At 49.5% G+C, this 23,504-nt stretch carries 20 protein-coding genes; 5 read left to right on the top strand and 15 right to left on the bottom strand.

Translation table 11 applies throughout. The features are described from left to right. Window positions 1-40 precede the first annotated feature (40 nt). The 4 genes from ABN764_RS13495 to ABN764_RS13480 form a co-directional block, all read right to left on the bottom strand. A complete protein-coding gene (locus ABN764_RS13495) occupies window positions 41-1,345 on the bottom strand; it encodes a Gfo/Idh/MocA family protein (protein ID WP_446672167.1) in 1,305 nt (434 codons plus the stop codon). Between the two features lie 64 nt (window positions 1,346-1,409). After that, a complete protein-coding gene (locus ABN764_RS13490; RefSeq protein ID WP_446672166.1) occupies window positions 1,410-2,924 on the bottom strand; it encodes an extracellular solute-binding protein in 1,515 nt (504 codons plus the stop codon). Between the two features lie 60 nt (window positions 2,925-2,984). Then, a complete protein-coding gene (locus ABN764_RS13485) occupies window positions 2,985-3,872 on the bottom strand; it encodes a carbohydrate ABC transporter permease (protein WP_446672165.1) in 888 nt (295 codons plus the stop codon). A gap of 21 nt (window positions 3,873-3,893) precedes the next feature. After that, window positions 3,894-4,871 (bottom strand): ABC transporter permease, encoded by a 978-nt coding sequence (locus ABN764_RS13480; RefSeq protein ID WP_446672164.1) that lies wholly within the window; start codon window positions 4,869-4,871, stop codon window positions 3,894-3,896. 446 nt (window positions 4,872-5,317) lie between these two features. Between ABN764_RS13480 and ABN764_RS13475 the strand changes: the two genes are divergently transcribed. Next, on the top strand, window positions 5,318-7,648 hold the full coding sequence (locus ABN764_RS13475) for a helix-turn-helix domain-containing protein (protein WP_446672163.1): 2,331 nt from the start codon (window positions 5,318-5,320) through the stop codon (window positions 7,646-7,648). Between the two features lie 233 nt (window positions 7,649-7,881). Here the strand turns inward: ABN764_RS13475 and ABN764_RS13470 are convergent, their stop codons facing one another. Continuing rightward, window positions 7,882-8,631 (bottom strand): IclR family transcriptional regulator, encoded by a 750-nt coding sequence (locus ABN764_RS13470; RefSeq protein WP_028533615.1) that lies wholly within the window; start codon window positions 8,629-8,631, stop codon window positions 7,882-7,884. A gap of 333 nt (window positions 8,632-8,964) precedes the next feature. Here ABN764_RS13470 and ABN764_RS13465 point away from each other — a divergent pair, with 333 nt between their 5' ends. The 3 genes from ABN764_RS13465 to ABN764_RS13455 all read left to right on the top strand — a co-directional run bounded on the left by ABN764_RS13465 (window position 8,965) and on the right by ABN764_RS13455 (window position 12,467). Then, on the top strand, window positions 8,965-9,987 hold the full coding sequence (locus tag ABN764_RS13465; protein ID WP_021256127.1) for an alpha/beta hydrolase: 1,023 nt from the start codon (window positions 8,965-8,967) through the stop codon (window positions 9,985-9,987). Window positions 9,988-10,172: 185 nt separating this feature from the next. Further along, window positions 10,173-11,453 (top strand): Fe-Mn family superoxide dismutase, encoded by a 1,281-nt coding sequence (locus ABN764_RS13460; RefSeq protein ID WP_446672162.1) that lies wholly within the window; start codon window positions 10,173-10,175, stop codon window positions 11,451-11,453. Window positions 11,454-11,639: 186 nt separating this feature from the next. Continuing rightward, a complete protein-coding gene (locus ABN764_RS13455; protein ID WP_021256129.1) occupies window positions 11,640-12,467 on the top strand; it encodes a DNA adenine methylase in 828 nt (275 codons plus the stop codon). A 62-nt stretch (window positions 12,468-12,529) separates the two neighbouring features. Here the strand turns inward: ABN764_RS13455 and ABN764_RS13450 are convergent, their stop codons facing one another. From ABN764_RS13450 to ABN764_RS13405, 10 genes are all read right to left on the bottom strand, one after another. Beyond that, window positions 12,530-12,673, bottom strand: coding sequence for a hypothetical protein (locus ABN764_RS13450; RefSeq protein WP_174807698.1), 144 nt, complete (start codon window positions 12,671-12,673; stop codon window positions 12,530-12,532). A 30-nt stretch (window positions 12,674-12,703) separates the two neighbouring features. Next, window positions 12,704-13,546 carry a PhzF family protein gene (locus ABN764_RS13445; RefSeq protein WP_446672161.1) on the bottom strand — a complete coding sequence of 281 codons (843 nt, stop codon included), beginning with the start codon at window positions 13,544-13,546 and terminating at the stop codon, window positions 12,704-12,706. A gap of 98 nt (window positions 13,547-13,644) precedes the next feature. Beyond that, window positions 13,645-15,996, bottom strand: coding sequence for an RNA polymerase recycling motor HelD (gene helD / locus ABN764_RS13440; RefSeq protein ID WP_446672160.1), 2,352 nt, complete (start codon window positions 15,994-15,996; stop codon window positions 13,645-13,647). A gap of 223 nt (window positions 15,997-16,219) precedes the next feature. Next, the gene (locus ABN764_RS13435; RefSeq protein WP_072730597.1) at window positions 16,220-16,735 is read right to left on the bottom strand and encodes a YcxB family protein; all 516 of its coding nucleotides are present in this window, start codon (window positions 16,733-16,735) and stop codon (window positions 16,220-16,222) included. A 203-nt stretch (window positions 16,736-16,938) separates the two neighbouring features. Then, a complete protein-coding gene (locus ABN764_RS13430) occupies window positions 16,939-18,003 on the bottom strand; it encodes a DUF7309 domain-containing protein (RefSeq protein WP_268626367.1) in 1,065 nt (354 codons plus the stop codon). Between the two features lie 110 nt (window positions 18,004-18,113). Continuing rightward, on the bottom strand, window positions 18,114-18,704 hold the full coding sequence (gene folE / locus ABN764_RS13425) for a GTP cyclohydrolase I FolE (RefSeq protein WP_021256134.1): 591 nt from the start codon (window positions 18,702-18,704) through the stop codon (window positions 18,114-18,116). A gap of 45 nt (window positions 18,705-18,749) precedes the next feature. Then, the gene (locus tag ABN764_RS13420) at window positions 18,750-18,968 is read right to left on the bottom strand and encodes a YneF family protein (RefSeq protein WP_021256135.1); all 219 of its coding nucleotides are present in this window, start codon (window positions 18,966-18,968) and stop codon (window positions 18,750-18,752) included. Between the two features lie 197 nt (window positions 18,969-19,165). Next, window positions 19,166-20,920 (bottom strand): tRNA epoxyqueuosine(34) reductase QueG, encoded by a 1,755-nt coding sequence (gene queG, locus ABN764_RS13415; RefSeq protein WP_446672159.1) that lies wholly within the window; start codon window positions 20,918-20,920, stop codon window positions 19,166-19,168. Window positions 20,921-21,096: 176 nt separating this feature from the next. Next, window positions 21,097-21,657 (bottom strand): DUF402 domain-containing protein, encoded by a 561-nt coding sequence (locus tag ABN764_RS13410; RefSeq protein ID WP_174807701.1) that lies wholly within the window; start codon window positions 21,655-21,657, stop codon window positions 21,097-21,099. 189 nt (window positions 21,658-21,846) lie between these two features. Further along, the gene (locus tag ABN764_RS13405) at window positions 21,847-22,284 is read right to left on the bottom strand and encodes a GNAT family N-acetyltransferase (protein WP_021256138.1); all 438 of its coding nucleotides are present in this window, start codon (window positions 22,282-22,284) and stop codon (window positions 21,847-21,849) included. 515 nt (window positions 22,285-22,799) lie between these two features. Here ABN764_RS13405 and ABN764_RS13400 point away from each other — a divergent pair. Beyond that, a complete protein-coding gene (locus ABN764_RS13400) occupies window positions 22,800-23,417 on the top strand; it encodes a superoxide dismutase (protein ID WP_446672158.1) in 618 nt (205 codons plus the stop codon). Window positions 23,418-23,504 lie beyond the last annotated feature (87 nt).

Here is a 23,504-nt window from a genome sequence, read left to right as displayed (position 1 = left end):
GCTTTTTTAAGTTCATCAGTATGCATGCATTACGACATGATTAGCAATGTTTCTCATGAACATGCGGTTGTACCGCTGCTCCTGCCAATTCATCATAATAGGCCTGCAGATCAATCGATCTGCCCCCATCCAGCCGTGATGCCTCAGCTGCGAATGCCATTAGATGGCTGCGTACGGAGACAGAGGCAGAAGACCTGCTCTCCGTCACCATTCCCGCCCCGAAATCACGCACTTCCTTAATAAAGGAGCGGACTATATCCGCGTCTCCACCCCCATGCCCCGCAGCAGATGCATGAATATGGACAACCCGCTTCTCCTTCGTTACGAAATCATAAATCGTGAAAGCATCATCCTCCATATTGCCGCGAATATCTCCTCTCGTGCCCATCACCTGCACAATGCGGGTATTGTCGTGTGTGAAGCCGCACATGCTGAAGGTCGCCGTTGCGCCACTGGCGAATTCCATATTGACGACCTGATGATCCACAACATTATTATCCGTCTGATAGACACATTTGCCGTATGGCCCTTCCCACAGTGCCTTAATAATGCCTTCCTTCGTATGATTGTCTGTAATTTTACGCGCCCATCCAATGCCTTCCCCCAAGTAATAACGCGGCGCATGATACTGGCAGATCTGCTCTGCCGGACATCCCTCGATACAGCGCAGCGGTGCTCCCTCCGGTCGATTCCCTTCATGGAAATGCATTAACGAGCCGAACGAACTGATGCGTGTGCACGGCTCCCCCATTACGTACGCCAAGATGTCCATATCATGGCATGACTTCTGCAGGATCATCGGGCTCGACTCGTCGCTATTGCGCCAATTGCCGCGTACGAAGCTGTGCGACATATGCATATTGCCCACGTTCTCATTTAACTGTACCGAGACGATATCACCAATCGCACCTCGGTCGATTTCCCGCTTCAAAGATGACCAGAATGCCGTATAACGCAGCACATGGCAGATCGTGAGCAGACGATTGTGCCGCTTGGCCGCAAGCTCCATCTCCACACACTCTGCCGGCACAGGCGACATCGGCTTCTCCAGCAGAACATGATACCCTAACTCAAGTGCCCGGAGCGTTGGCTGGAGGTGCATTCGATCCAATGTACAGATAATTGCAACTTCTGCCTGCCTCTCGTTGCCAAGCAGCGACTCCCAAGAATTGAATTGCTGCTGAGCGGTTAGTGCAAATTGCTCGGCAAATTTGCGTCGTCGTTCTGTATTCGGTTCAGCGACACCTACAATACGAAATTCATGCGGATTCTCCAAAGCATATGGAGCATATGCACGTGCTCCCCGATCCCCTGCTCCAATCACAACCGCAGTGATAGGCTTCATGTTGCTTCTCCCCTCTAATGAAGCGAAGGAACGCCCGCAAGCAGCAGCGTTCCTTGGCCTCTCATTATTTTGCTTGGTAAGCCTTATTCATTTCATCTGTAATCATTTGCAGCTCTTTATCCTGCTTCAAGGTCGCAATAAACTGATCATAGGCTTCAATCGTCTCTTTCCCAATGATCACCTTCGTCCGCATATCATCTACCTTCTTTTTAATTTCCGGGTAGAACCGATTATAGGCTTCCGAATAAATGCCGCGTCCTGGATCTGGTACAACATGCTCCTTGCGCTCATTTACAATTTTCACGTTGCGTTCATACAATTCATCTGGCATCCCCACTGCAGCAATAGCCATATCGTCGCTAATCAAGTGGAACAAGCTCGACATGTTGCCGTCTCCCGTCAGATCTTTCTTCGCCTGCTCAGTCGCAATTCGCTTGCCGTTCTCTTCTTTGTAGTGTACGTCTTTCACACCATAGTACTCCAGAATATTGCCCTCTGGGCTATTGCCATAATCGAACAGCGCCAGAATCTTCTTCACCTTCTCCTCTGGCACCTTCTTGGGAATCAGATACACGCCATAATAGGACTCACCGGAAGGGACATACTTAGCCCCCTGCGGATTCGCCAGGTAAGAGGTCGGAATGAGGTCGGCCTTCGGATCAATCTGGCGAAGCACTTCCCCTTGGATCCAGACATGGTTCATGGATAAGCCCACCGCTCCTACCTTGCCGCCACGAACCATATCAATAATTTGCGAGAACTTTAAGATGGCAAAATCCTTCGGGAACAGTCCTGCATCGTAGGCTTTCTTAATCCACAGCAGCGCATCACGGGAAGCATCTTCAGTGATGATCGGCGCCAGCTTGCCATCCTTCAACTTCCATGCGCCTTGCGTTTCATTGAAGACGTTATATACAAAACCGAGCGAGTCTGGGGATGCCGCATACGGAACGATATCAGTCTTCCCGCCGGGCGCCTTCTCCTTAAATGCCTTCAGTACGTCGAAGAGCGAATCCATGGAATTTGGCACTTGCAGATTCAGCTCATCCAGCCAATCCTTACGCAGCATCGGGAATACACCGCCGCCAAAGCTTGGATAGTACCGTGGAATGGCATAGTTCTTGCCCTCGATCTTCGTCTCTTCCCACATCGCCGCCTTAACGCCTTCCGTTAGATTGGGATAATCCGTAATGAAAGGCGTCAAATCCCAGAACACGCCTTGCTTAATCATCTTCTGGAGCTGCGAGTTGTTCAGCGACTCCACAAAGGTAACATCCGGCATCTCACCGGACGCCAGCATCACATTGACCTTATCTTCAATCGTCGTTGGTGTCAGCCATGTGATGTCCAGCTGTGTATTCGTGTTCTTCTCTAGTTCCTTCCACATCGGATTGCTGTTGTTCACCATGTCGGGCGCATAATTCAACGTTTGCAGTGTAATCTTCGTCGGACCTTCTCCCCCAGAGGCACCGCCTGTGCCTCCACCGCCGCATGCAGTCAGCAGCAGTGAACATGCCAGCATGATAAGCATTGTTGTCTTGAGCAAGGATGACAACTTACGTGATGAATTGTGAACCATTCTGAACCCTCCTTTTTGATATGCGAGCGCTACAGGCTGTCAATGTGTATCTATATCTACTCATTCTTTGACAGAGCCGACCATCGCACCTTTTGCGAAATGCTTCTGCAAGAATGGATACACCAGCATAATCGGTACGGTAGCAATAACGACTGCAGCCATTTTTAACGTCTCAGACGGCATCTGGCGATTCATACGGAAATCCGCACCGCTCCCTCCTGCCCCGCCGCCCATTGCCGCCGGATCGACCAGCAGGTTTTGCAGCAGCACCTGCAGCGGCCACATGCTCTGATCGTTGATGTACATGAGCGCGTTGAAATAGGTATTCCAATACCCTACCGCAAAGAACAAGCCGAATGCGACCAGCGCTGGAAGTGACAAGGGCAATATAATGCGCCAAAATACGCTGATCTCGTTACACCCATCAATTCGTCCCGCTTCCTCCAGACTATCGGGAATACTGTCGAAGAATCCCTTCATAAGCAGAACGTACCACCCACTGGTCAGCGACGGAATAATGAGCGACCAGATATTATCGATAAGTCCGACATTGCGCACAATTAAATACTGCGGCACAAGTCCTGGCTGGAACAGAAAGGTTAACAAAATAAGAAACAGAATGGCCTTCCGGAAGCGCAGTCGCTTCCGAGAGAGCGCATAAGCCATGCCCCCGGTTACGATGAGGCTGCACGCTGTTCCTACTGTAGCCAGAAAGGTGCTCACACCGAGTGCGCTGACAAACAAGCCGTTTGCGAGCAAGTACTGATAGGCATCCAGTGACCATTTGGCCGGGAACAAAATAAGCGGCTTCGTGTAATATTCCGTTGGATCCGTGAACGACAGCACGATTGTATAGTAAATGGGAAAGACGGTCGCCAAGCTGATGAGCAGCAGAATGGCTATGTTCCCGATATTGAATAAGCGATCTCTCACACTGTTATCTCTCATAGCACTTGTCTCCCTCCCTAATTAATACAAACTGTCCTGTCCGAAGCGCTTAGCAATTTGATTGGCCGCCACGACAAGAATGACGCCAACTACCGATTTGAATAATCCGATGGCTGTACTGTAACTGAACTCCCCTTGCTTAATCCCAACCCTGTACACATACGTATCGAACACTTCCGCTACATTGGAGACGGCTGCATTCATCATCAGATAAATCTGCTCGAATCCAGTATCCATAATAGTGCCTAACCGCAAAATAAACAGAATGATGATCACATTGCGCATGCCCGGCAGCGTAATATGCCAAATGCGGCGCATCCGCCCTGCTCCATCCATCACCGCAGCCTCATACAGCTGAGGATCGATTCCTGCGATAGCAGCGAGGAAGATAATCGTCCCCCAACCGACCTCCTTCCAGATCGACTGTGCCGTCAACATTCCCCAGAAATAACTTGGATTCGTGAGCAAATCAAAAGCCTCTTTGTCCATAGACAGCAGCAGCTTGTTGAACAACCCTTCCGATTGCGAGAACATGAGGAACGTCAACCCCGAAATGAGCACCCACGATAAGAAGTGCGGAATGTAAATGAGAGACTGTACTGTTCGCTTCACAATCGAATGCCGAACCTCGTTCAGCATGATAGAAAGAATGATCGGCGCCGGGAAGAAAAACAACAGATTCAGAAAACTGATAGCGAGTGTGTTGCGCAGCAGAATGTAGAAATCTTCATTTGCAAAGAAGCGGCTGAAATGCTCGAATCCTACCCATGGACTTTGAAACACACCGAAATACGGCGAATAGTCTTGGAAGGCGATCACAAGATTCGTAATCGGAACATACTTGAAGACAAGGAAGAAGAGAAGTCCTGGCAGCGCCAACAAATACAAGTATCTATCCCTTTTCACATCTACCCATACACGTGTGCGCGCTCTTCGCTTAGATGATGTCCTCCGTTCTAACTGGGCTGCAGATGCAGATGTTGATGGTTCCATGCTCATCAGTACTACCTCACTTTCTTCTGCATGTTCAATTGAGACAGCGAGTATCGCAGTGTCTGCTAGGATTTTTTTATCAATGTAAACGCTATCATTATTTCATGCAATTTGACTTTTTTGCTGAAGCATCTTGCCTGCCTGCATAACCGCGCTTATTCATCGCTCGATGAACGCACAAGCAAGCCCCGCAAAGAATCACCTGCTGCGAGATTCGATGCAGCATTTTCCCGATTTCCTGAGGCTGCACTTTTTTTCTGTAAGCCTTTTCATCCGTTGTGCCATTCAGTATGATAAATACAATCGATCACCATACCAGAACATTCCATACTATCGTTCTTGTATGAACAGCTTCGTGCAGTCGAGCAAATTACAATTTCTATTCCAATATCAAATATCAATGATTACTCCAGTATTCCGTTTCATCATCCATTGCCACACAGGAGGAATTCATGGGAAAGCTGCATGATATACTACGTCCCTCTTCCAAGGGAATCTTCTATTGGAAAAGTCTCGCGCTCGCCGTACTGCTGACCTGCCTGCCAATCACGATCATCAGTGCGGCTTATTTATATATGGGCAACCAGCAGCTTGTGAAGCAGTTTCAAGAGAAGAACGACAGCGAGATGATTGAAGCAGCCAAACAAATCGATAAACAGCTTGGGCAGCTTATTAATTACGCTCTACATATGGTCGTGAAGCCGCATTTCAAGCCGACGATTTCCGATATGGATTTCGCACAGCAGTTCGAGGAAACGAACCAATTGCTCGATACGCTCACGCTTATCGAGAATGCCGATCCGATTATTGATCAGGTGTATTTGTACGTGGCGAAGCAGAACAAAGTACTTCAGCCCTCGATTGGTCTTCGGACATTGGAGCAGGCAGAAGAATCTCGCTGGAAGGAGCTTATATCGGCCGAGCAGGGCATCTTCTGGACACATGAATTGCAGCGTCCCTTCAGTAGAGGCTCGTCCCATGCCGTCGTAATGAAGCTGCCGTTCAATGGAAACGCATCCTACGGGGCTATCGTGATTTACATCAATCCGTCTAAGCTGTTCGTATTTGCGAACCCAGACCGATATGCTTACCTGCTCGACGAGGAAGGACACATTATTGGGCAAAGCGAAGCAAGCAGACAGAATCTTGAGGCATTCGCCGCTATTCAATCTCATCAGACTCAACATACAGAGGCATTGAATCAACCTAGCGGAAGCAGCAAGGTTCCCTTGAATCAGGATACATTGCTCATAAACACCGTAACCTTGGAGAAAATGGGCGGCAAATGGACTTACTTATCGGCTACCCCTCAATCCATCATTACGGCACCTACACGACCCTATACACATATCCTCATTGTGTGCTGGATATTTGCCCTGCTGGCTGCGTTAGCGTTAAGCTGGTTCGCTTCCCACCGTATGTATCGACCGATACGCCGGATGATGAACTTGCTTACAGGCTGGCGCTCCCCGGATACGGATGTTCACAATGAGCTTGATTATATTGAACGGGAGTGGCAGCATTATCGAATTACAAATGAAACATTGGAACGGAGGCTGAATCAGGCCGTGCCGTCCATGCGCGAGGCAATTATGAATCAATTCATTACAGGGCAGGCAGCGCACTGGACAGAGAGGGAGATGATGGAGAAGCTTCATACGATGGGGGTCGCCATTGAAGGCAGGTCATTTGCAGCGATCGTTCTACAACTTCATCCAACCGATGAAGAATATAAGCCGCTGTCCGATAAAGACGATGTTCTATTAACGTACGCAGCCATCAATATCGTGGCAGAGCTATCCCAATCCGCAGCGGAACATGTTCACACGATTAATTTCTTAGATGGATCGTTCGGACTTGTGCTCATACTCCCCACACAGGATCATGCTCAAGCAGAAGCACAACAGGAGCTGCACAGTCTGTGTTCCCATTATATCAACGTCCTGCATGAGGTTCTGCGCATCCAGGCCACCATCGTCTATAACGGGCCAACTTCGTCGTGGATGGATATTCCCCATGCCATGGAGCAGGCTCAGCGTGCGCTTCGGTGCCGCACCTTCGACGCAACGAGCCAATTGCTTCAGGCCGATCAAGTGCTGGATAGAGCGAATACGCTGCTTGAAGCCCCTCTGCTTGTGCTTGAGCAGGAGCTTATTTACGCTCTCAATATGGGTCTGGCCCAGGAAGCGACGCAAGCCTTGGAGCAGTATGTAGAGGCACTGCAAGCAAGCCACGCGGCAGAATGGCTTGTCCATCAAGCGCTGTTGCGACTAATGGGAAGCATCCATCGCGCTATGCTTCAGGCCGGCCATAATCCGTATGCCGTCTATGACAGCGCCCAGCTGTATGAAGAGCTTCGTATGCTGCGCAATCCACAAGCATCCTTGTCCTGGTTCCAAGAGAAGGTGATCCACCCTTACATTCATTCGCTCTCTCGCAGCTTCAATGCATCTATGAAGGAGATTGTAGACAATCTGCTCGAACAGATTGCACAAAGCAACGGTCAAGAGATTGCACTTGAAACCTATGCGAAAAGTAATGGCGTCAGCATCTCCCAACTGAGCAAAGCGTTCAAGCAAATGACAGGAACGAACTATGTCGATTATATTACCTCGATAAGAATGAACTATTGCAAGCAGCTTCTACTGACCACGGATATGAAGATCAATGAAATCGCTGAATCGGCCGGTTACCAGGCCCCCTACTTCAATCGTATGTTCAAGAAGCTCGAAGGAATAACTCCCGGCCAATATCGCCAGCGTCATTCCTCACAAACCCTATAGCAGGATGTCGCAATTGGAGCAATAACTTCAGCATAACCTTATACATCACTGCAGATCATGGCTGGCATTCCGATCTCCGTTCTGATGGGTGCTGTCAGGCGCATTTCATAGGTCTTTACAACTTCGGCCCCTCCACTGCTTGCCGCAGTAGAGGGGCCGAAGGACTTATTATTTACAATGCACAGAATCTAGCAAAAAGACAATCTTAACCGTCGATTACAGCAGACTGACTGTTACTGCATCGTCAGCAGCATCGTGCCCATTCGGCGGGCAGTCTCCATCATCTGCGGGGCAAAGGATACAAGCGTATCTGCCGACATCCGGCTGACAGGCCCCGATACCGACAAGGCTGCGACCAGCCGCTGATTCCGATCCATGATCGGCACAGATACAGCCGCCGCTCCAAGTTCGCGTTCTTCCAAGCTCACAGCATATCCGAGTCGACGCACTTCCTCAAGCTGCTTCATATAGCTGTCCTTGTCAATGGAGGACGGCCAGCGTGAATCGCGCAATGCAGCCTCTAGCTCGTGCGTCTCAGCAAAGGCAAGCAGCACCTTGCTGGATGCCCCCACGAACAACGGCAAACGAACGCCTACTGGCGCTACTCTACGGATCGCCTGATTGCTCTGCACGGCCTGAATCCGTATCCGGTCGTTGCCATCCTTCACATATAGACTCACCGTCTCATCCAACTGATCGCGCAGGAGCTCCATCTCCGGCTGCAGCAGCTGAGCAGGATCATCGACCTGCGTCAAATTCGCCGCCAACTCCCATACCCGATATCCCAGGCGATACTTATCGCCATTTTTAAGTACGAATCCGCGATCCTCCAATGTTGTCATCAGACGATGAACAGTGCTCTTATTCAGCCCAACGCGGGTTGCAAGTTCCGTCAAGCTGATATCTCGCTCATTGGCAAAACACATTAATATATCGAGTGCACGCTCTACGGCGCGTACGGTTAGCTTTCCTCGTTCTTCCACCATGTATCTCCCTCTTCGGTTCCATAGTATGGAACATCGTTACAACTAGTATAACTCTCTTCCTTATTTTCGTAAAGATACTAGCACCATTCTCCCGCATCCTACGAACGTCCCTTGTTTCGACATGTTTTTACAGGGAGATTGCAATGTTACGGGACGATTACAATCACCTTACAAATCGCGCAAATCCGTTGACCCTATGCGGATTCCCGCATACGATAATGATACGAAGACAACGTTTACACGAATCAGCTCCCATCGGGACTTTTGTTCTATATGAATGTATTGGGCTCGACACCATTCTGCATTACATCATCGAAGGAGGTCATCTACATGAGCACACCTGTTATTACATCTCCCGCACTACAGCCTGAATGGCTCGGCCCATCTGGAGCAGCCCCTGCGGCAGCGCGGAGACTACGAGTGAAGCATGTAGCCATTGCGCTATCCCTATCGACCTTCTTCGCTGCAATTGTCATCTTCCTTGCCCTGCACGGATTCATCGCATGGATGTTCGCTAATCCGCAAGTACCTCCGCTGTTCTCCAATCCAATGGAGGCCAAAGGGATGAAGTACGAGACGGTATCCTTTCCCGCTCGCGATGGGCATACGCTGGTAGACGGATGGTACATTCCATCTGATAAGCCTTCCAAGCGCACCTTAATCTTCAGCCATGGCTACGGGGCCAATCGAGAAGAATATTGGGTGCCGATGTATGACCTTGCCAAATTCGCACATCGACTCGACTACAATGTCATCATGTTCGACTATGGATTTGCTTCCGAACAGCATCCGACCAAAGCAACAGGCGGCCGTCTGGAGAAGGAACAGCTGCTAGGCGCAGTCAAGCTCGCGAAGGAACGCGGTGCTGAGCACGTCGTCGTATGGGGCTTCTCCATGGGTGCCGGAACGGCGCTTCAAGCAGCACTGCTTACTCATGATATTAATGCCATGATTCTGGACAGCACCTTCCTGCTGGAGCCAGATACGCTATATCATAATTTGCAGCAGTACGCTCCACTGCCGAAGCATCCATCGCTTGATCTGCTGCGTACCTTCTTCCCTGCTGTCAATGGCACGAGCCTACAGCAAATTCCATACAATGAAGTGAAATCAACGAACTATGAGATGCCGATTCTCTTCGTTCATGGAACAGCGGACTCCAAGGCGCCATATGGAATTGCAGAAGGCATTGCCGCCCATCAGTCCAATAAGCTCTCGCAGGCATGGATCGTCCCTAATACACAGCATGAGCTTATCTATCGCACACAGCGCAAAGAATACTTGTCGAAGACATCCGCGTTTCTGAATGCAGCCTATCGTGCTGATCGCGGTTTGTTCATTGCACAGAACTAACTCCCCTGCTACGCCGATTGAGACGTTCATAAATTCGGCAAGGAAGTTTCACAGAATACGAGATGGAATAAGTCGAAGTAGAACCGCAAGCCCCCGCTTGCGGTTTTTTTGTGCCATTTTACATAGGTCAACCTATGAAGCTAATACAATAAAAAGAACCATTTCAATCACAAGGAGGGAGAACATTGCAGCTCATATACGGGCCACTTATGCCTGTGCGTGTACTGGAAGAGAGTGCCTACTGGAAGCAGCAGGAGAAGAAGCATACAGAGGTCATTCGCGCAATTGTGCCCCAGCTGGAGCCTGAATACGTGCAGCTGCTTGCCCAATGGGAACAGGTTCTGTCACAGACGGAAGATGCAGCGAGGGGACAGCTGCGCACCGCCCTGCAGCAGCCAGATGTCCTTCAGCCAGATCAGCTTCAACAGCTTCAAGAATTGCTCCGCGCTTCTGTATATCAATCCGAGCAGTTCGTTCAGCAGCTTGATGCCATTAAGCATAACAGCCAAGCCGTGCAGCATACGGAGCACGCCCCTGTCGTATTCGATCATATCACGGAGCGATCCCAGTACTTTCTGAAAGCCATTAAACCTGTCTTTTACCCAGCAGTAGAGCCCCCGGGAAGCAATCATAACACTCGTTCTAGCAGCAGCTCCTCCCCACCAGCTCGCATTCACGCTGCGGGGAACGAGCCTTCCTCGCATTGGCCGCAGCATCAGTATCAGCCCCAGCAACATCAGTATCCCTATCCACAACAATCCATTCAAGGCATTCATGCTCACATTGGCAATACGCGCAGCGCGCAGCCGGAACAGGATGATGAGACAGATGGGGAATCCTTCGTTCCAATTGGCGGACACCGGCTTCCTCCGCTTCCATACCCTTATAATGCGCTTGAGCCTTATATCGATGAGACGACGATGCGCATTCATCATGACAAGCATCACAAGAGCTACGTGGACGGCTTGAACAAGGCCGAGTCGGCGCTAGCAGAAGCACGGCGCACCAATAAGTTCGATCTGGTGAAATATTGGGAGAACGAGCTTGCGTTCAATGGGGCTGGTCACTATCTGCACACCATCTTCTGGGATGTAATGAGTCCGCAGGGCGGAGGCAGGCCTACAGGCAGTCTGCTGCGCCAAATTGAGCATGACTTTGGCAGCTACGATGCCTTCCGGAAGCATTTCTCGAACGCAGCAGAGAAGGTTGAGGGTGGTGGCTGGACGATACTCGTCTGGAGTCCGCGCAGCCGAAGATTGGAGATTTTGCAAGCAGAGAAGCATCAGAACTTGTCCCAATGGGATGTCGTCCCGCTGCTGCCGCTTGATGTATGGGAACATGCTTATTATTTGAAGCATCAAAATGAACGGCCGAAATATATTGCCGATTGGTGGAATGTCATCAATTGGCCCGCTGTATCCGAACGATTCGAGCAAGCTCGCAAATTGAAATGGACTCCCTTCTAAGCTTACAACATCATTCGATGAATGAGGTGTTTACTTCCTATTTTTCGAGCTTATTCGCCGTTGCGCCGCACCCTTTTCGTTCTATACAATAATAAATGGAAATAGCTGGATCACGTGCGGTTCTGTGCCGCGCTTTCCTTTTGTACCAGAACAATGAGTTATCGACTTCGAAAGGGGTGAGGCGAATTGCTCAGACCTATTGTGAAATGGGCTGGCGGCAAACGCCAACTACTTCCCAGCATCCGTTCCCTTCTGCCTTCAGCAGACTGGACGCGAGCAGCCTACTTCGAGCCGTTCATCGGCGGAGCGGCGTTATTGTTAGCATTAACGCCAGACAACGGGGCCATTAACGACGTCAACCCAGAGCTCATCAACGTGTACCAAATGATAAAGCAGCAGCCAGACCAACTTATTGAAACCCTTCGCCAGCATCGTAACGACGAAGGATACTATTATGAAATCCGGGCATGGGATCGGAACCAAGAAGCCTACGCCGCCTTATCCCCTATCGACCGCGCCGCCAGGCTTATTTATTTGAATCGGACATGCTATAACGGCTTATACCGAGTCAATGCAGGCGGCCAATTCAATGTTCCATTCGGGAAATACAAGCGGCCGAACATCATAAGAGAAACAACTATTCGCAGTATGTCCTCCTATTTGAACCGCGCCAATATTCGAATGATGGATGGAGATTTTGCTGAGGCTGTGCAGGAGGCACGCGCCGGCGACTTCGTCTATTTTGATCCTCCCTATGACACCTTGACGCCAACTGCCGCCTTCACTTCGTATGCCAAGGGGGGCTTCGGCCGACCGGAACAACAGCGTCTAGCCAATGTATTTAAGGAACTTAGTGAACGTGGTGTATATGTCATGCTGTCCAATCATGCGACAGACTATATTCATCAATTGTATGAGGGATATCGAATCCATACGGTAAAAGCGAGGCGAAGCATTAATTCCAAAGGTGATGGCCGTGGTGTGATCAACGAGGTCATTATTATGAATTATTGACATGTAAGACGAAACGTGGATATGCAGGCATTGGTTGTACAACCCTATAGGCAGTGCAGGCATCAGTCAATCCCATACTTCTTCTTCGCACGATCGTAAGCTTCCTGGGCGCGATCCCGCCTCGGAAGCTTACTGTTGATGTGCAGAAGGAGCAGTAGATTGCAGGCGAGCAAGATGAGAATGGTCATCTCCATCCAAACTCCCATTCTATTCCCTCCTAAACTGAAATCACTAATCTACGAAAAAGTGAACTTGCCATCCATAATTGTGACAGCCGTGCCGGTTAAGTACACCCGCTCCTGATGCAGCTCCAACTTCACAACGCCTCCTCTTGCAGAACATTGACGTCCAGTTAGAGACAACCTGCCGAGCTTGGCTCCCCAATATGGCCCTATCGTGCAATGAGCAGATCCCGTAACCGGGTCTTCATTCACACCGAGCGCTGGGAAGAAACAGCGAGACACGAAGTCAATTCTGTCATGGGCTGATTCTCCTGCTCTCGCTGTAACGAGCACACCAATCGCTTCTTGATCGCATGCCTTAAGCTGTTCCCAATTTGGCTCCAGCGACCGTACAGTCTGTTCTGAATCCACGATGGCCATTAACTCGATTCGGCTTCTAAGTACCTCATGCACCGAGCAGCCTAGCGCTTCCTCCAGACGTACTCGCAGCGCCTCATCCTCTACGAGCATTAGCGAAGATGCTGGGAAATCCAGCGTGATCTCGCATTGGCCCCCGCTTTCCTTATATGCAGCATGGAGAATGCCGCTCTTCGTCTCGAAGGAGACTCTGTCCCCGCTTACAATCCCGCATTGCCGTAATACATGAGCCGTAGCCAGCGTTGCGTGTCCGCATAGATCAACCTCAACCTCAGGCGTGAACCAGCGAAGGCCGAAAGGGCTCTGAGCCCCCTCTTCCCACTCCGCATCTACATGAACAAATGCTGTCTCGGATAAATTCATTTCAGATGCGATATGCTGCATCATCGTCTCATCCCATTCCTGTTCAACGAGACAGACCGCAGCCGGATTGCCGCGGAATGGCGCATCTGTAAAAGCATCTACGATGTATACCTTCATGTCCATACCTCCCTTGCCTAAGATTACTACAACCGGCTAATCGAATAAGACAGATCTGTTCTATTTCTGTTCTATTCCCTATCAGCTTTATTGGGATCTTACAGAGAAAGGTATGTCTCCGCCGGCACCGCAGCCAGCCATGGACTCGGCTTGCCGACACAGAATACATGAAGCTCATGCATGGCCCGCGTGCAGGATACATACAGCAGTTTCTGTTCATTTGCACGCCCATAGGCAGCTTCCGATGCATCATAGATGACAACTGCATCGAATTCTACTCCCTTGGCCAAATACGAAGGAATAACCAGCGCACCCTCATGGAATGAGGCCGTATCTTGCTCGACAAGGTAAATCGAAATTTCATTTTGCAGCGCCTCATATGCTTCCTTACTCTCTTGAGCCGTCTTACAAATCACGGCTACATTGCGATGCCCTTCCTGCAGCAGTTGACGTATGCGATCCGCGACCAGTCGATCACGCTCCGCTCTGTCCTCTTCAACGGTAACTGTCGGCAGATTCCCAGCCCGATCGAACGGTTCAATACGATCGCCATCCATAGCCAGATAGCGGGCGAACTCCATAATCGGACGAGTTGTGCGGTAGCTTCGTGTCAAGTGGAAAGTTTCCGTAGATGAATCGCCGCGCATATCCGAAGATAGCCAACTGCTGTTGATATCCTGTTCCCCAGCATGCGGATAAATCGCCTGCTCCCAGTCCCCAAGCAGCGTCATGCTGCAGCGCGGGAACATTCGTCTTAACAATGCGAATTGGAACGGTGAGTAATCCTGCGCCTCATCAATGAACAGTTGGCGAATAGAGGTATTCACACGGAACCCCTTAATGCATTCATTCAGATACAGATATGGCGTTGCATCCTCAAATGGCATCTCCCCTGATAGAAGGCGTGCTTCCGTATCTGCACATATGGTTCTCCACTCCGCAGGCAGCGTTCCGGCTGCCGCACATCGCTCCGATACATCCGGCATAGCGAACAACTGACGATACGTCCCCTCCATATCAATAAACCCAAGCTTCTTCACCTGTGAATAGAGAGACTTGAAGTGCTCATTCACAATCGATGCAGCAAGCCAGTCGCGTTCACGCTGGAAGTCATCGAAGGTTTCCTCCGAGAACTGCTTCTTGCGCTGCAGCTTCATATAAGCTTCGTGGTATGCATCATCATCCAGCATCTCTACTTCCTCATCCACCCACGGCTTCTTGTGTTCTTGCTTCGCCGCGCGATGCAGTTCCCCACGCAGCCATTCGGCCAGCAAGCGCAAACGGTTCGGCAGCGGAAGCGATGCATCATAACGGTAGAGCTGGCTGTGAATTTGCTCTGCAGTTACGATTACCTCATCGCGGAAGCAAATATCATGTAGCTGCAGGCCTTCTGTCCCTAACCACTGTACGTACGCATGGATCATATCAATATAGTTACGGCTTGCCTTGAAGCGGATCGCCTCCATACGAGCGCTATAGCCCGGTTCTTCTGCAGCTGTCAGTGAATATTCCATTTGCTCGAACGGATGCTCAAGCTTGAAACTGCTGCCTAGGCGGTGCTCCAAATAATCCTGGAAGGTCGTCTGCTCCATATTTCGTTCTCCCAGCTCTGGCAACACTGTCGAGACATAACGGTTGAACAGAGGATTTGGGGAAAATAATACGATCTGCTCCGCCTGCAGTGTTTCCCGATACCGATAGAGCAGGTATGCAATACGCTGCAAAGCTGTCGACGTCTTACCGCTGCCTGCTGGCCCCGTCACAATCAGCACGCCGCTCCGTTCATTGCGAATGATGCGGTTCTGCTCCTGTTGTATGGTCGCTACAATGCTCTTCATATGCTCGGCTGACGGCTGACTAAGCATTTGACGCAGCAATTCATCTCCAATCGTAACCCCGGTATCGAACATTCCACGGAACCGGCCTTCCGAAATAAGAAACTGACGCTTCAGTTCCATCGTACCTTCTATCTCCCCTACAGGAGTCGTGTAGCGCGCAGGGCCTGGAGGGAAATCATAATACAAGCTCGACACCGGAGCTCGCCAGTCATATACGAAAAATTCGCCTTCTTCATTGCGGAAAGAGCCAATGCCTAAATAGATCTCCTCACCACGCATTTCTCCATCTTCCTTGAAATCGATTCGTGCAAAGTAGGGAGACTTCGCCATGCGAGTTAATACATCCAACTGACGCGCAGCATGGCGGTGTCTATGCTCGCGCTCGGTTAACACCTCTGCCTGCTGCTTCATGCTGGCGAAGGTCTCTATCGCCTCATTTATATCGTCCATGTTGATTTTGACATCGTCCCAGAATGCCTTGCGGAATTCGACTACTTCGTGTTTGATGTCGCCAATATCCTGCTGCAGGGGCTCAATATGCTGCTCAATAGCTTCCATCACCCGAACCGCTCGTTCCTCTTCTAGACGCCATTGTTCTTCTTTCGTACTCATCTAACCACCCGCTTCTTTAGAAATTTATAAATCAAGGTTGACAGCCTGTGATTCGATATGGTATTATATATTTGGATAGTAATGCATTTTAAAAATATACTCATATCGTACATTAGATCTTAACATAACAGTCCTCTGCTTACAAGACGTTGATTAGGCTTTTTCCTTGTCAACTTTTGTAAGCAGAGGACTTTTTGCTTGAATGTAAATATGTGATCACCAGTTAGGAATGTACGATAATCTTTTTCTTATGATGCTCCTCAAGAAGCTGAATAAGCTGTGTCTGCTCGGACGAGTTAGACAAGCAAGCAAGTGGGATAATATGTGCCTGCATCGAGCTGATGAAGATATAGATGTAGTCCTTGGTCATTCTGATTTCCGGTATCGCATCCCAGTTGTAATGAGCGCTGCCGACCGGCGTCGTCTCATCAATTCCCTGCTCCGTAATCTCCACCGTATGATCTCCGAGCCATGCTGCATTTTCTGTGGAAGCAGACCAACGGATAACCTTTCTCTTAATCGAAAAATACATAAATACGTTCAAAAGCACCCCCAGCGCTACCCCAACTACAATCGAGTACACCCATGGTTTTCCGATAACTTTAAGAATGATGCTTAAAAACAAGGGCAGGCCGATGATATTCGCTAGCATGACTTTACGGTATTTCGGCATGCTGTATATCACGAATTTATTAAATTTCCAATAGTCTTCCTTTGTAATATGCATTGAAAGCTTCATAGCAGCACTCCTTTATTTCCATAGATAGCATAAACATCTTTATTCCCATTATACATGCAGCGATTTCATTAAGACACCCTCCTTTCCCGGGTGAGCAGTATATTAAAAAAGAAGACACGACCCGCCTTTCAGCGAAGCCATGCCTTCTCCTCATTCCCTATTTATTAAGGACATATATCATTTATAACGTAAATAGATTCCTTCTACCCTTCTTGCTTGGAGAAATAATCGAATAAGTCTCCGCGCGCTTCCTCCAAGTATGCCAAGTGCGACTCGCGCTCAATGCGAATTTTCAGACGCTGTGCTGTCTTCTCGAACAGATCCACGCATTCATTCGTGCGAATGATGAGCTTCTGTGGGCGTACCCCCTGCTCTTCAATAAGCTGCAAGAAATGATTCAGGAACTCCTGCTCAAAGTTGTCATCATACGCGACATGGAAGCCTACAGCTGCACGTGTCGTACGGTCTACCCACAAGCAGAGACGCGGATAGTACGGACGCTCGCCTTCACCCTTCACAGCAACAGGCGCATAGAAAAATTCTGTCTCCCATTGGCCCTTCTTATTCGGGAAACGATTCATAACATCATTCAGACGATCCCGATCTTCGATTTCAACCTTCACAGGACGCTCCAATACGAAGTCAGGATCCATCCAGCGATCTACCCACTTCTTGTTGTCCGGAGTACGAACCAACACTTGACCGGATTGCGGTGCTATCATTACCTCATTGTCCTTCTTCACGCGCGCTGCCAGATCTATCGCTTGTTCTAAGGCGATCGCCAAGAAACTGACCTGCTTCTCGTCAAGCGTCCATGGAACAAACCCCGGGTCGTATGCACGGAACATTGGCCATGCATTACGGCCGCGGAAGCGGAACCCGAGCTCCTTGATCTGTGCCAAATCGCGCTTTTCCAGATCCGTACGGTCTTCAAACGTTACCATGATGCATTTTTGGCGGTGCAGCCATGCATTCTGCTCATGATTGTCCAGCATCATGCTGTTCAGGCTCTCTAATCCTTCACCGCCGCGGAATAACGCCAGACCGAACAAGTAGTCTGTTCCATTCATAATCGTGCAATAGCCCACTTCTCCGTCTTCGGGATTGCTCACGCCAAAGATCACGTTCTCCGGCATCCACTCCCAGCTCGCCTGCTTCTTGAACGCAGAAGCTGCTTCATACAATCTCGCCCACAGCTTCTGTTCCGCTGTCAATTCTACTTCTTGTTCCGTACTTTTCTGTTCCGACTTCTTCTTTGCTTCTGTCATGTGACTTGTAACTCCTCCTATTCAAATTCCCTGCTCTGTCCGAAAAAAACCCCGTCCCATGCCCGGAACGGGGTTCATCAGTTCATAGTTCACCCACATACATCACATTACTACTTAATCAGTGACAAAAATTCCGCGCGCTGCGCCGCATCCGTCCGGAAGCTGCCGCGTGTTGCCATCGTTACCGTCTTGCTTCCCGGCTTCTTCACACCACGGGCGCACATGCACAAGTGCTCGCCTTCCACAACGACCATCACGCCGTGTGGCATGAGTACCTCATCCATAATGTCGGCAATCTCGGTAGTGATCCGCTCTTGCACCTGCAAGCGGCGGGAGATTGCTTCCACCAAGCGGGCGAACTTGCTAAGTCCTGCTATCTTGCCGCTTGGAATATATCCGATATGCACCTTCCCGAAGAAGGGCGCCATATGATGCTCACATTGGCTATAATACGTAATATCCTTCACAATGACAAGCTCTTCGTGATTTTCATCAAATGCTACCCCGAGCGCATCACGAGGATCTACCTCATAACCGGCGAAGATTTCCTCATACATGCGAGTCACGCGTGCTGGCGTATCCAGCAATCCTTCGCGCTCAACATCTTCTCCGACGAGCTTCAAGATTTCCTTAATATGATGCTCAATCTTCTCGCGGTTCGTACCAACCTGTGTATTCACATAATCCTTCAAACCAGCCACGAACGTCCCTCCTTCCGCCGCGCTTGTGAGCATGATCTCGTTAACTTAGCGGTTTTTCTTGAAATTCTTGTTCTTCATCATTTGCTGTGCTTGCTGCATCTGCTTCGAATTCAGATTGTAGCCCATTTGCTTCGCCATCTTCTGCAGCATTTGAGGGTCTGATTGCATTTTCGTCATTTGGTTACGCAAGTAGTACACGCCGCCAGCGAAGCCGATGATAATGCCTACAATTAGTGTTACGATTGCCGTAATTACTGTCCACATCTTCCCATGGTCACCCCAACATCGTCAAGTTTAGCTCATTGCTTCTATATTCAAGTAGGGTACAGATTCCGTGAATGATCCACCGAAAACTTCACATAGAAAACGAAAAGAGATCGATGTGCCGTTCGATTTCGAATATACCGTACCGCCACTATGATAGCACGTACCATCAATCGTGACAAATATCCCCTGTTCCATTAAGGAGCAGTCAGCATCCGTTCTTCATTCGCCTGCATGCCTTCCAGCTTAAGGAGAGTAACTTTCTTGTCCATCCCCCCGCCGTACCCGACTAGTCGGCCATCTGCTCCAATGACACGATGGCATGGCGCAATAACCGGAATCGGATTGCGATTGTTCGCCCCACCGACTGCTCGTACTGCCTGCGGACGTCCAATTGCCTCTGCGATCTGCTTATAGGATCTCGTCTCCCCGTACGGAATATCCATTAGAGCTCGCCACACCTCACGTTGGAATGGCGTTCCTTGGAAATCAAGCGTCAAATCGAACGATTGCCGCTCCCCTCTGAAATATTCCTCCAATTGGCGAATTGCCTCCTGCAGCCGTTCCGGATGACGCTGGAGGGCAGCCCGACCATATGTGCGCTGCGCCCAGGCGTTCAGACGCGCAGAGGTATCCAACACACTGCCGAATTCAATAGAACACAGTCCTGTCGCCGATGAGGCAACGGTCAGCATCCCTATCGGCGACTCCATCTCCTGCACATAAATAGGTTCCACATGATTGTCGAACTGCTGCAGGGCATCATCTATCGCTTGCACAACGGCATCCTCCTTCTCACGATTCAAGGCTGACAGCAGCGCCTGCTTCGCATCAGTACCGCCAATCTGACCAAGCGCCCAAGCGGCTGTCGCACGAATATCATAACGCGTATCTTCTCGCAGCAAGGCACGCAACTCCCCAACCGCGCTTCGATCACGGAAGTTCCCAAGCGCCACAATCGCATTGCGCTGGATCGGCTTCTTGCCGCGCCATGCAGCCGACAATGAGCCGAACTGCTCCTTAAATTCACGATTCGATAATTGCAGCATTGGAACGAGAAGAGGCTTCGCCTTCTCGGGATCAGGCTGCATTTCGGGTTGGTGCGTCCAATTCATTCCTTTATTTTTGGGACAAACGATCTGGCATGTGTCGCAGCCATACAGCCGATTCCCCATCTTGGTCATCATCTCATGGCTCAAGATGTCCTTCGACTGCGTCTGGAAGGAGATACACAGGTTCGCGTTCAACTGCCCAGGGCCGACAAGGGCACTTGTCGGACAAGCATCAAGACAGCGCGTGCACTCGCCGCAGTCTTCTGTTACAGGCTCGTCAGACGGGAACGGAATATTCGTAATCATTTCGCCCAAGTAAATCCACGATCCCCACTGCGGCGAAATAATCGAGCAGTTCTTGCCGCTGAACCCAATACCTGCACGCTCTGCTACGGCCCTATCACTTAATTCTCCTGTGTCCACCATACTTCGTACCCGTAGTTCCTGTTCAGGCACGCGCTCACGTAAGAATGCTTCCAGTTTCGCGAGGCGATCACGCAGAACATGATGGTAATCAAGTCCCCATGCAGTCCGCGCAAACATTCCCCGATAGGAGCCTGCCTTCGACTTCGGCGATTCCTCCAGCTTGGAAGGATAGGCCACAGCAATGGCTATGATTGAGCGCGCATCCTCCAGCAGCAATTCGGGGCGAGTACGCTTGTCCAAGTCAGGCTCTTCGAATCCCGAGGCATAGCCTTGGTCAATGGAATGCTGCAGTCTCGCCTTCAATTCAATGAATGGGTCTGCCGTTGTAAAGCCGACCTGATCAATTCCGAGTGCCGGGGCGGCCTCTATAATATCCTGCTTCAGCTGGCGCCACCGATCCTTGGAAGCACCCTGATCAGATACCGCCCGCTCTTCATGATTTTGTTGTCCATTCAGCTTCTTCGAATCAAGCATCCCATTCACCTCCTTGTCGTCTCATGATGTATTTTCATATTCCATTTACTTCGCTAATGCGCTATTACTAAATAAAAAAAAGCCTGTTCACAATCCGCCAACATCGGAAACGGCACCATGCATCCAGGAACTAAGTTCTGGAACAGGCGCCGTTCACCGATTTCATGTCTACTTGCTTACTGTTCATGAGGTTCGTTTAACAACCGCTTCCACTCTTCGTAATACCAACGTACCGTGCCATCATGGAATGGAGTACGACCCTGCTCAATGTACTCCAACACCTGATCCAGGCCTAGCTTCACCTTCTGCTCAACAAGCTCCGGATAATGATAGGTTAAGCGATTGTGCTCATACTCATCCTGATCCACTACTTGAACTTGCCCATCCGTCATGCGAATGACATCCAAATCATAGTCAATATAAGTGAAAGTATTGCCGCACCGATATGGAGGCGATGCTATATTACAATAATACCGAACACCGCATTCCTCGATAAGAGCAACAACGTTGAACCACTGCTTCGGGATGAAGAAGGTGACAGCAGGAATCTTGCTGACCCACTGCTTCCCATCCGACTCCCGAATCGGCGTCTGACTATTGATAAGGACGTACATGTCTTCCTTCACATGATCAGGATGCCGCATTGTGGAGGGCACAAGCCAGTTCTCGAGCCATACCCGATGCAGGTGACCATCGTGCTTGAAACTTTTCACAAGAGCTTCCTCATAACGATTCATGCTAATTCCTCGGCTTTACGTTCAATTCGCTTTACTAATAGAAAAGCATATCTTTTCCCCGAATGCAACGGTTGAGAAGATATGCTTCCTTGTACAATGTTTGGCTATAGTAAATCGTGTATCGCCACTCTTACCGAGTGAGGCCGATTGCGACCTTGCAATACATCTGCAATACAGGATTGCGCGCCGTTACCCTGCAACGATGCGCAGCTGCGACAGGGAGCGCAGCATATCCTTCGCTCCGTACCCCAATGCCTCAAACCATGGCAATACGACTTCTGTATGCTCGTCCACAGCAATCATAATGTTTTTGACGCGGCGTTGTTGGAATTTCTGTTCCAATCCCGCTACCAGTGCTTTGCCTACTCCTTGATTGCGATAATCTGGGTGTACGGCAAGGCGGTAATAGTAGCCGTTGTTACGATCAACGGTTCCGATGACAAGTCCGACAATAGCCTGCTCCCCACTAGATGCCTCATGTTCTGCGATGAGCACCAGCTCTCCGTCCAACGATAACTGACGCGCGAATGCTTCCAGCGTCTTCTCACAACATTCATCTGACAGTGATTCCTTCAACAACTGGGTTGCCGGAAGATAATCCGACAAACGAAAGGAACGAACATTCATGACTTACTCTCCCTCATCCTGAGCTTGGTTTCGTGATCGGTTGTCTCTCTGTCTAACACCTTTCTACGCCTTTACATTAAATCTGTATCTTGTGGTTATCTACATAGATTGTGCAATACCTTTACAAATACGACAAAAATCGCGAAAATCCTTCTTTATCTTTCAACTTCCATAAAAAAGATCGGAAAATCTCTCGTTTCCTCTTGTAAACGCTTTATTTAAAGCGTTTACATTGCCCAATACAAGAAAAGGTTATAGAAATTGTAAAGAATTCGTATTCATTGCTAGCCCTGATCCATCGTTCTCCAATGGAGCATTCGTTTGAAAAGAACCATTTTCGGGTAATATGATAGCGTTGAATGACAGGCTGTTATTCATCTATTTGTGAAGAATTGCGAAGGCTTTACTTTCAATGTAGACTTTCGCAACATTTATGTTGATTTATTCGTTCGCTTCATGTTTAATTAGGTTAGAAGTAGATAAGATGCTACATAATTATTAGGAGGTATGACACAATGGCACATCAATTACCAGCTCTTCCTTATGCCAACAACGCTTTGGAACCACATTTCGATGAAACAACAATGATGATTCACCACGATCGTCACCACAACACTTACGTGACGAACTTGAATGCGGCTTTGGAATCTGCTCCAGAATTGCAAGATAAATCCCTGGATGAACTTATCGCTAACTTGGATGCTGTTCCTGAGAACATCCGCACAGCTGTGCGCAACAACGGCGGCGGCCATGCGAACCACTCCCTGTTCTGGGAAATCATCGGACCAAACGGCGGCGGCCAGCCTTCCGGCAAATTGGCTGATGCAATCAACAATGAGCTTGGCGGCTTCGATAAGTTCAAAGAAGACTTCGCTAAAGCTGCAGCTACACGCTTCGGCAGCGGCTGGGCATGGCTTGCAGTAGATGCTAACGGCAAATTGTCCGTATACAGCCTGCCTAACCAAGACAGCCCGATTATGGAAGGCAAGACGCCTATCCTCGGCTTGGATGTATGGGAGCATGCATACTACTTGAAATATCAAAACAAGCGCCCTGACTACGTTTCCGCGTTCTGGAACGTTGTGAACTGGTCAGCAGTTGAAAAACGCTACGAAGATGCATTGAACAAGTAATTCATGCATTGGCAACAGCCGTCCCCTTGCAGGCTTTCTGCTCGGAGGACGGCTGTTTTTGTTAGCAGCGCTTATGATGTTAACACA

The sequence above is a fragment of the Paenibacillus wuxiensis genome, assembly GCF_040195695.1.
Classification (GTDB): domain Bacteria; phylum Bacillota; class Bacilli; order Paenibacillales; family Paenibacillaceae; genus Paenibacillus_B; species Paenibacillus_B suaedae.
The sequence above is the reverse complement of the archived record's forward strand: the minus strand, read 5'-3'. Positions and strand labels throughout refer to the sequence as shown.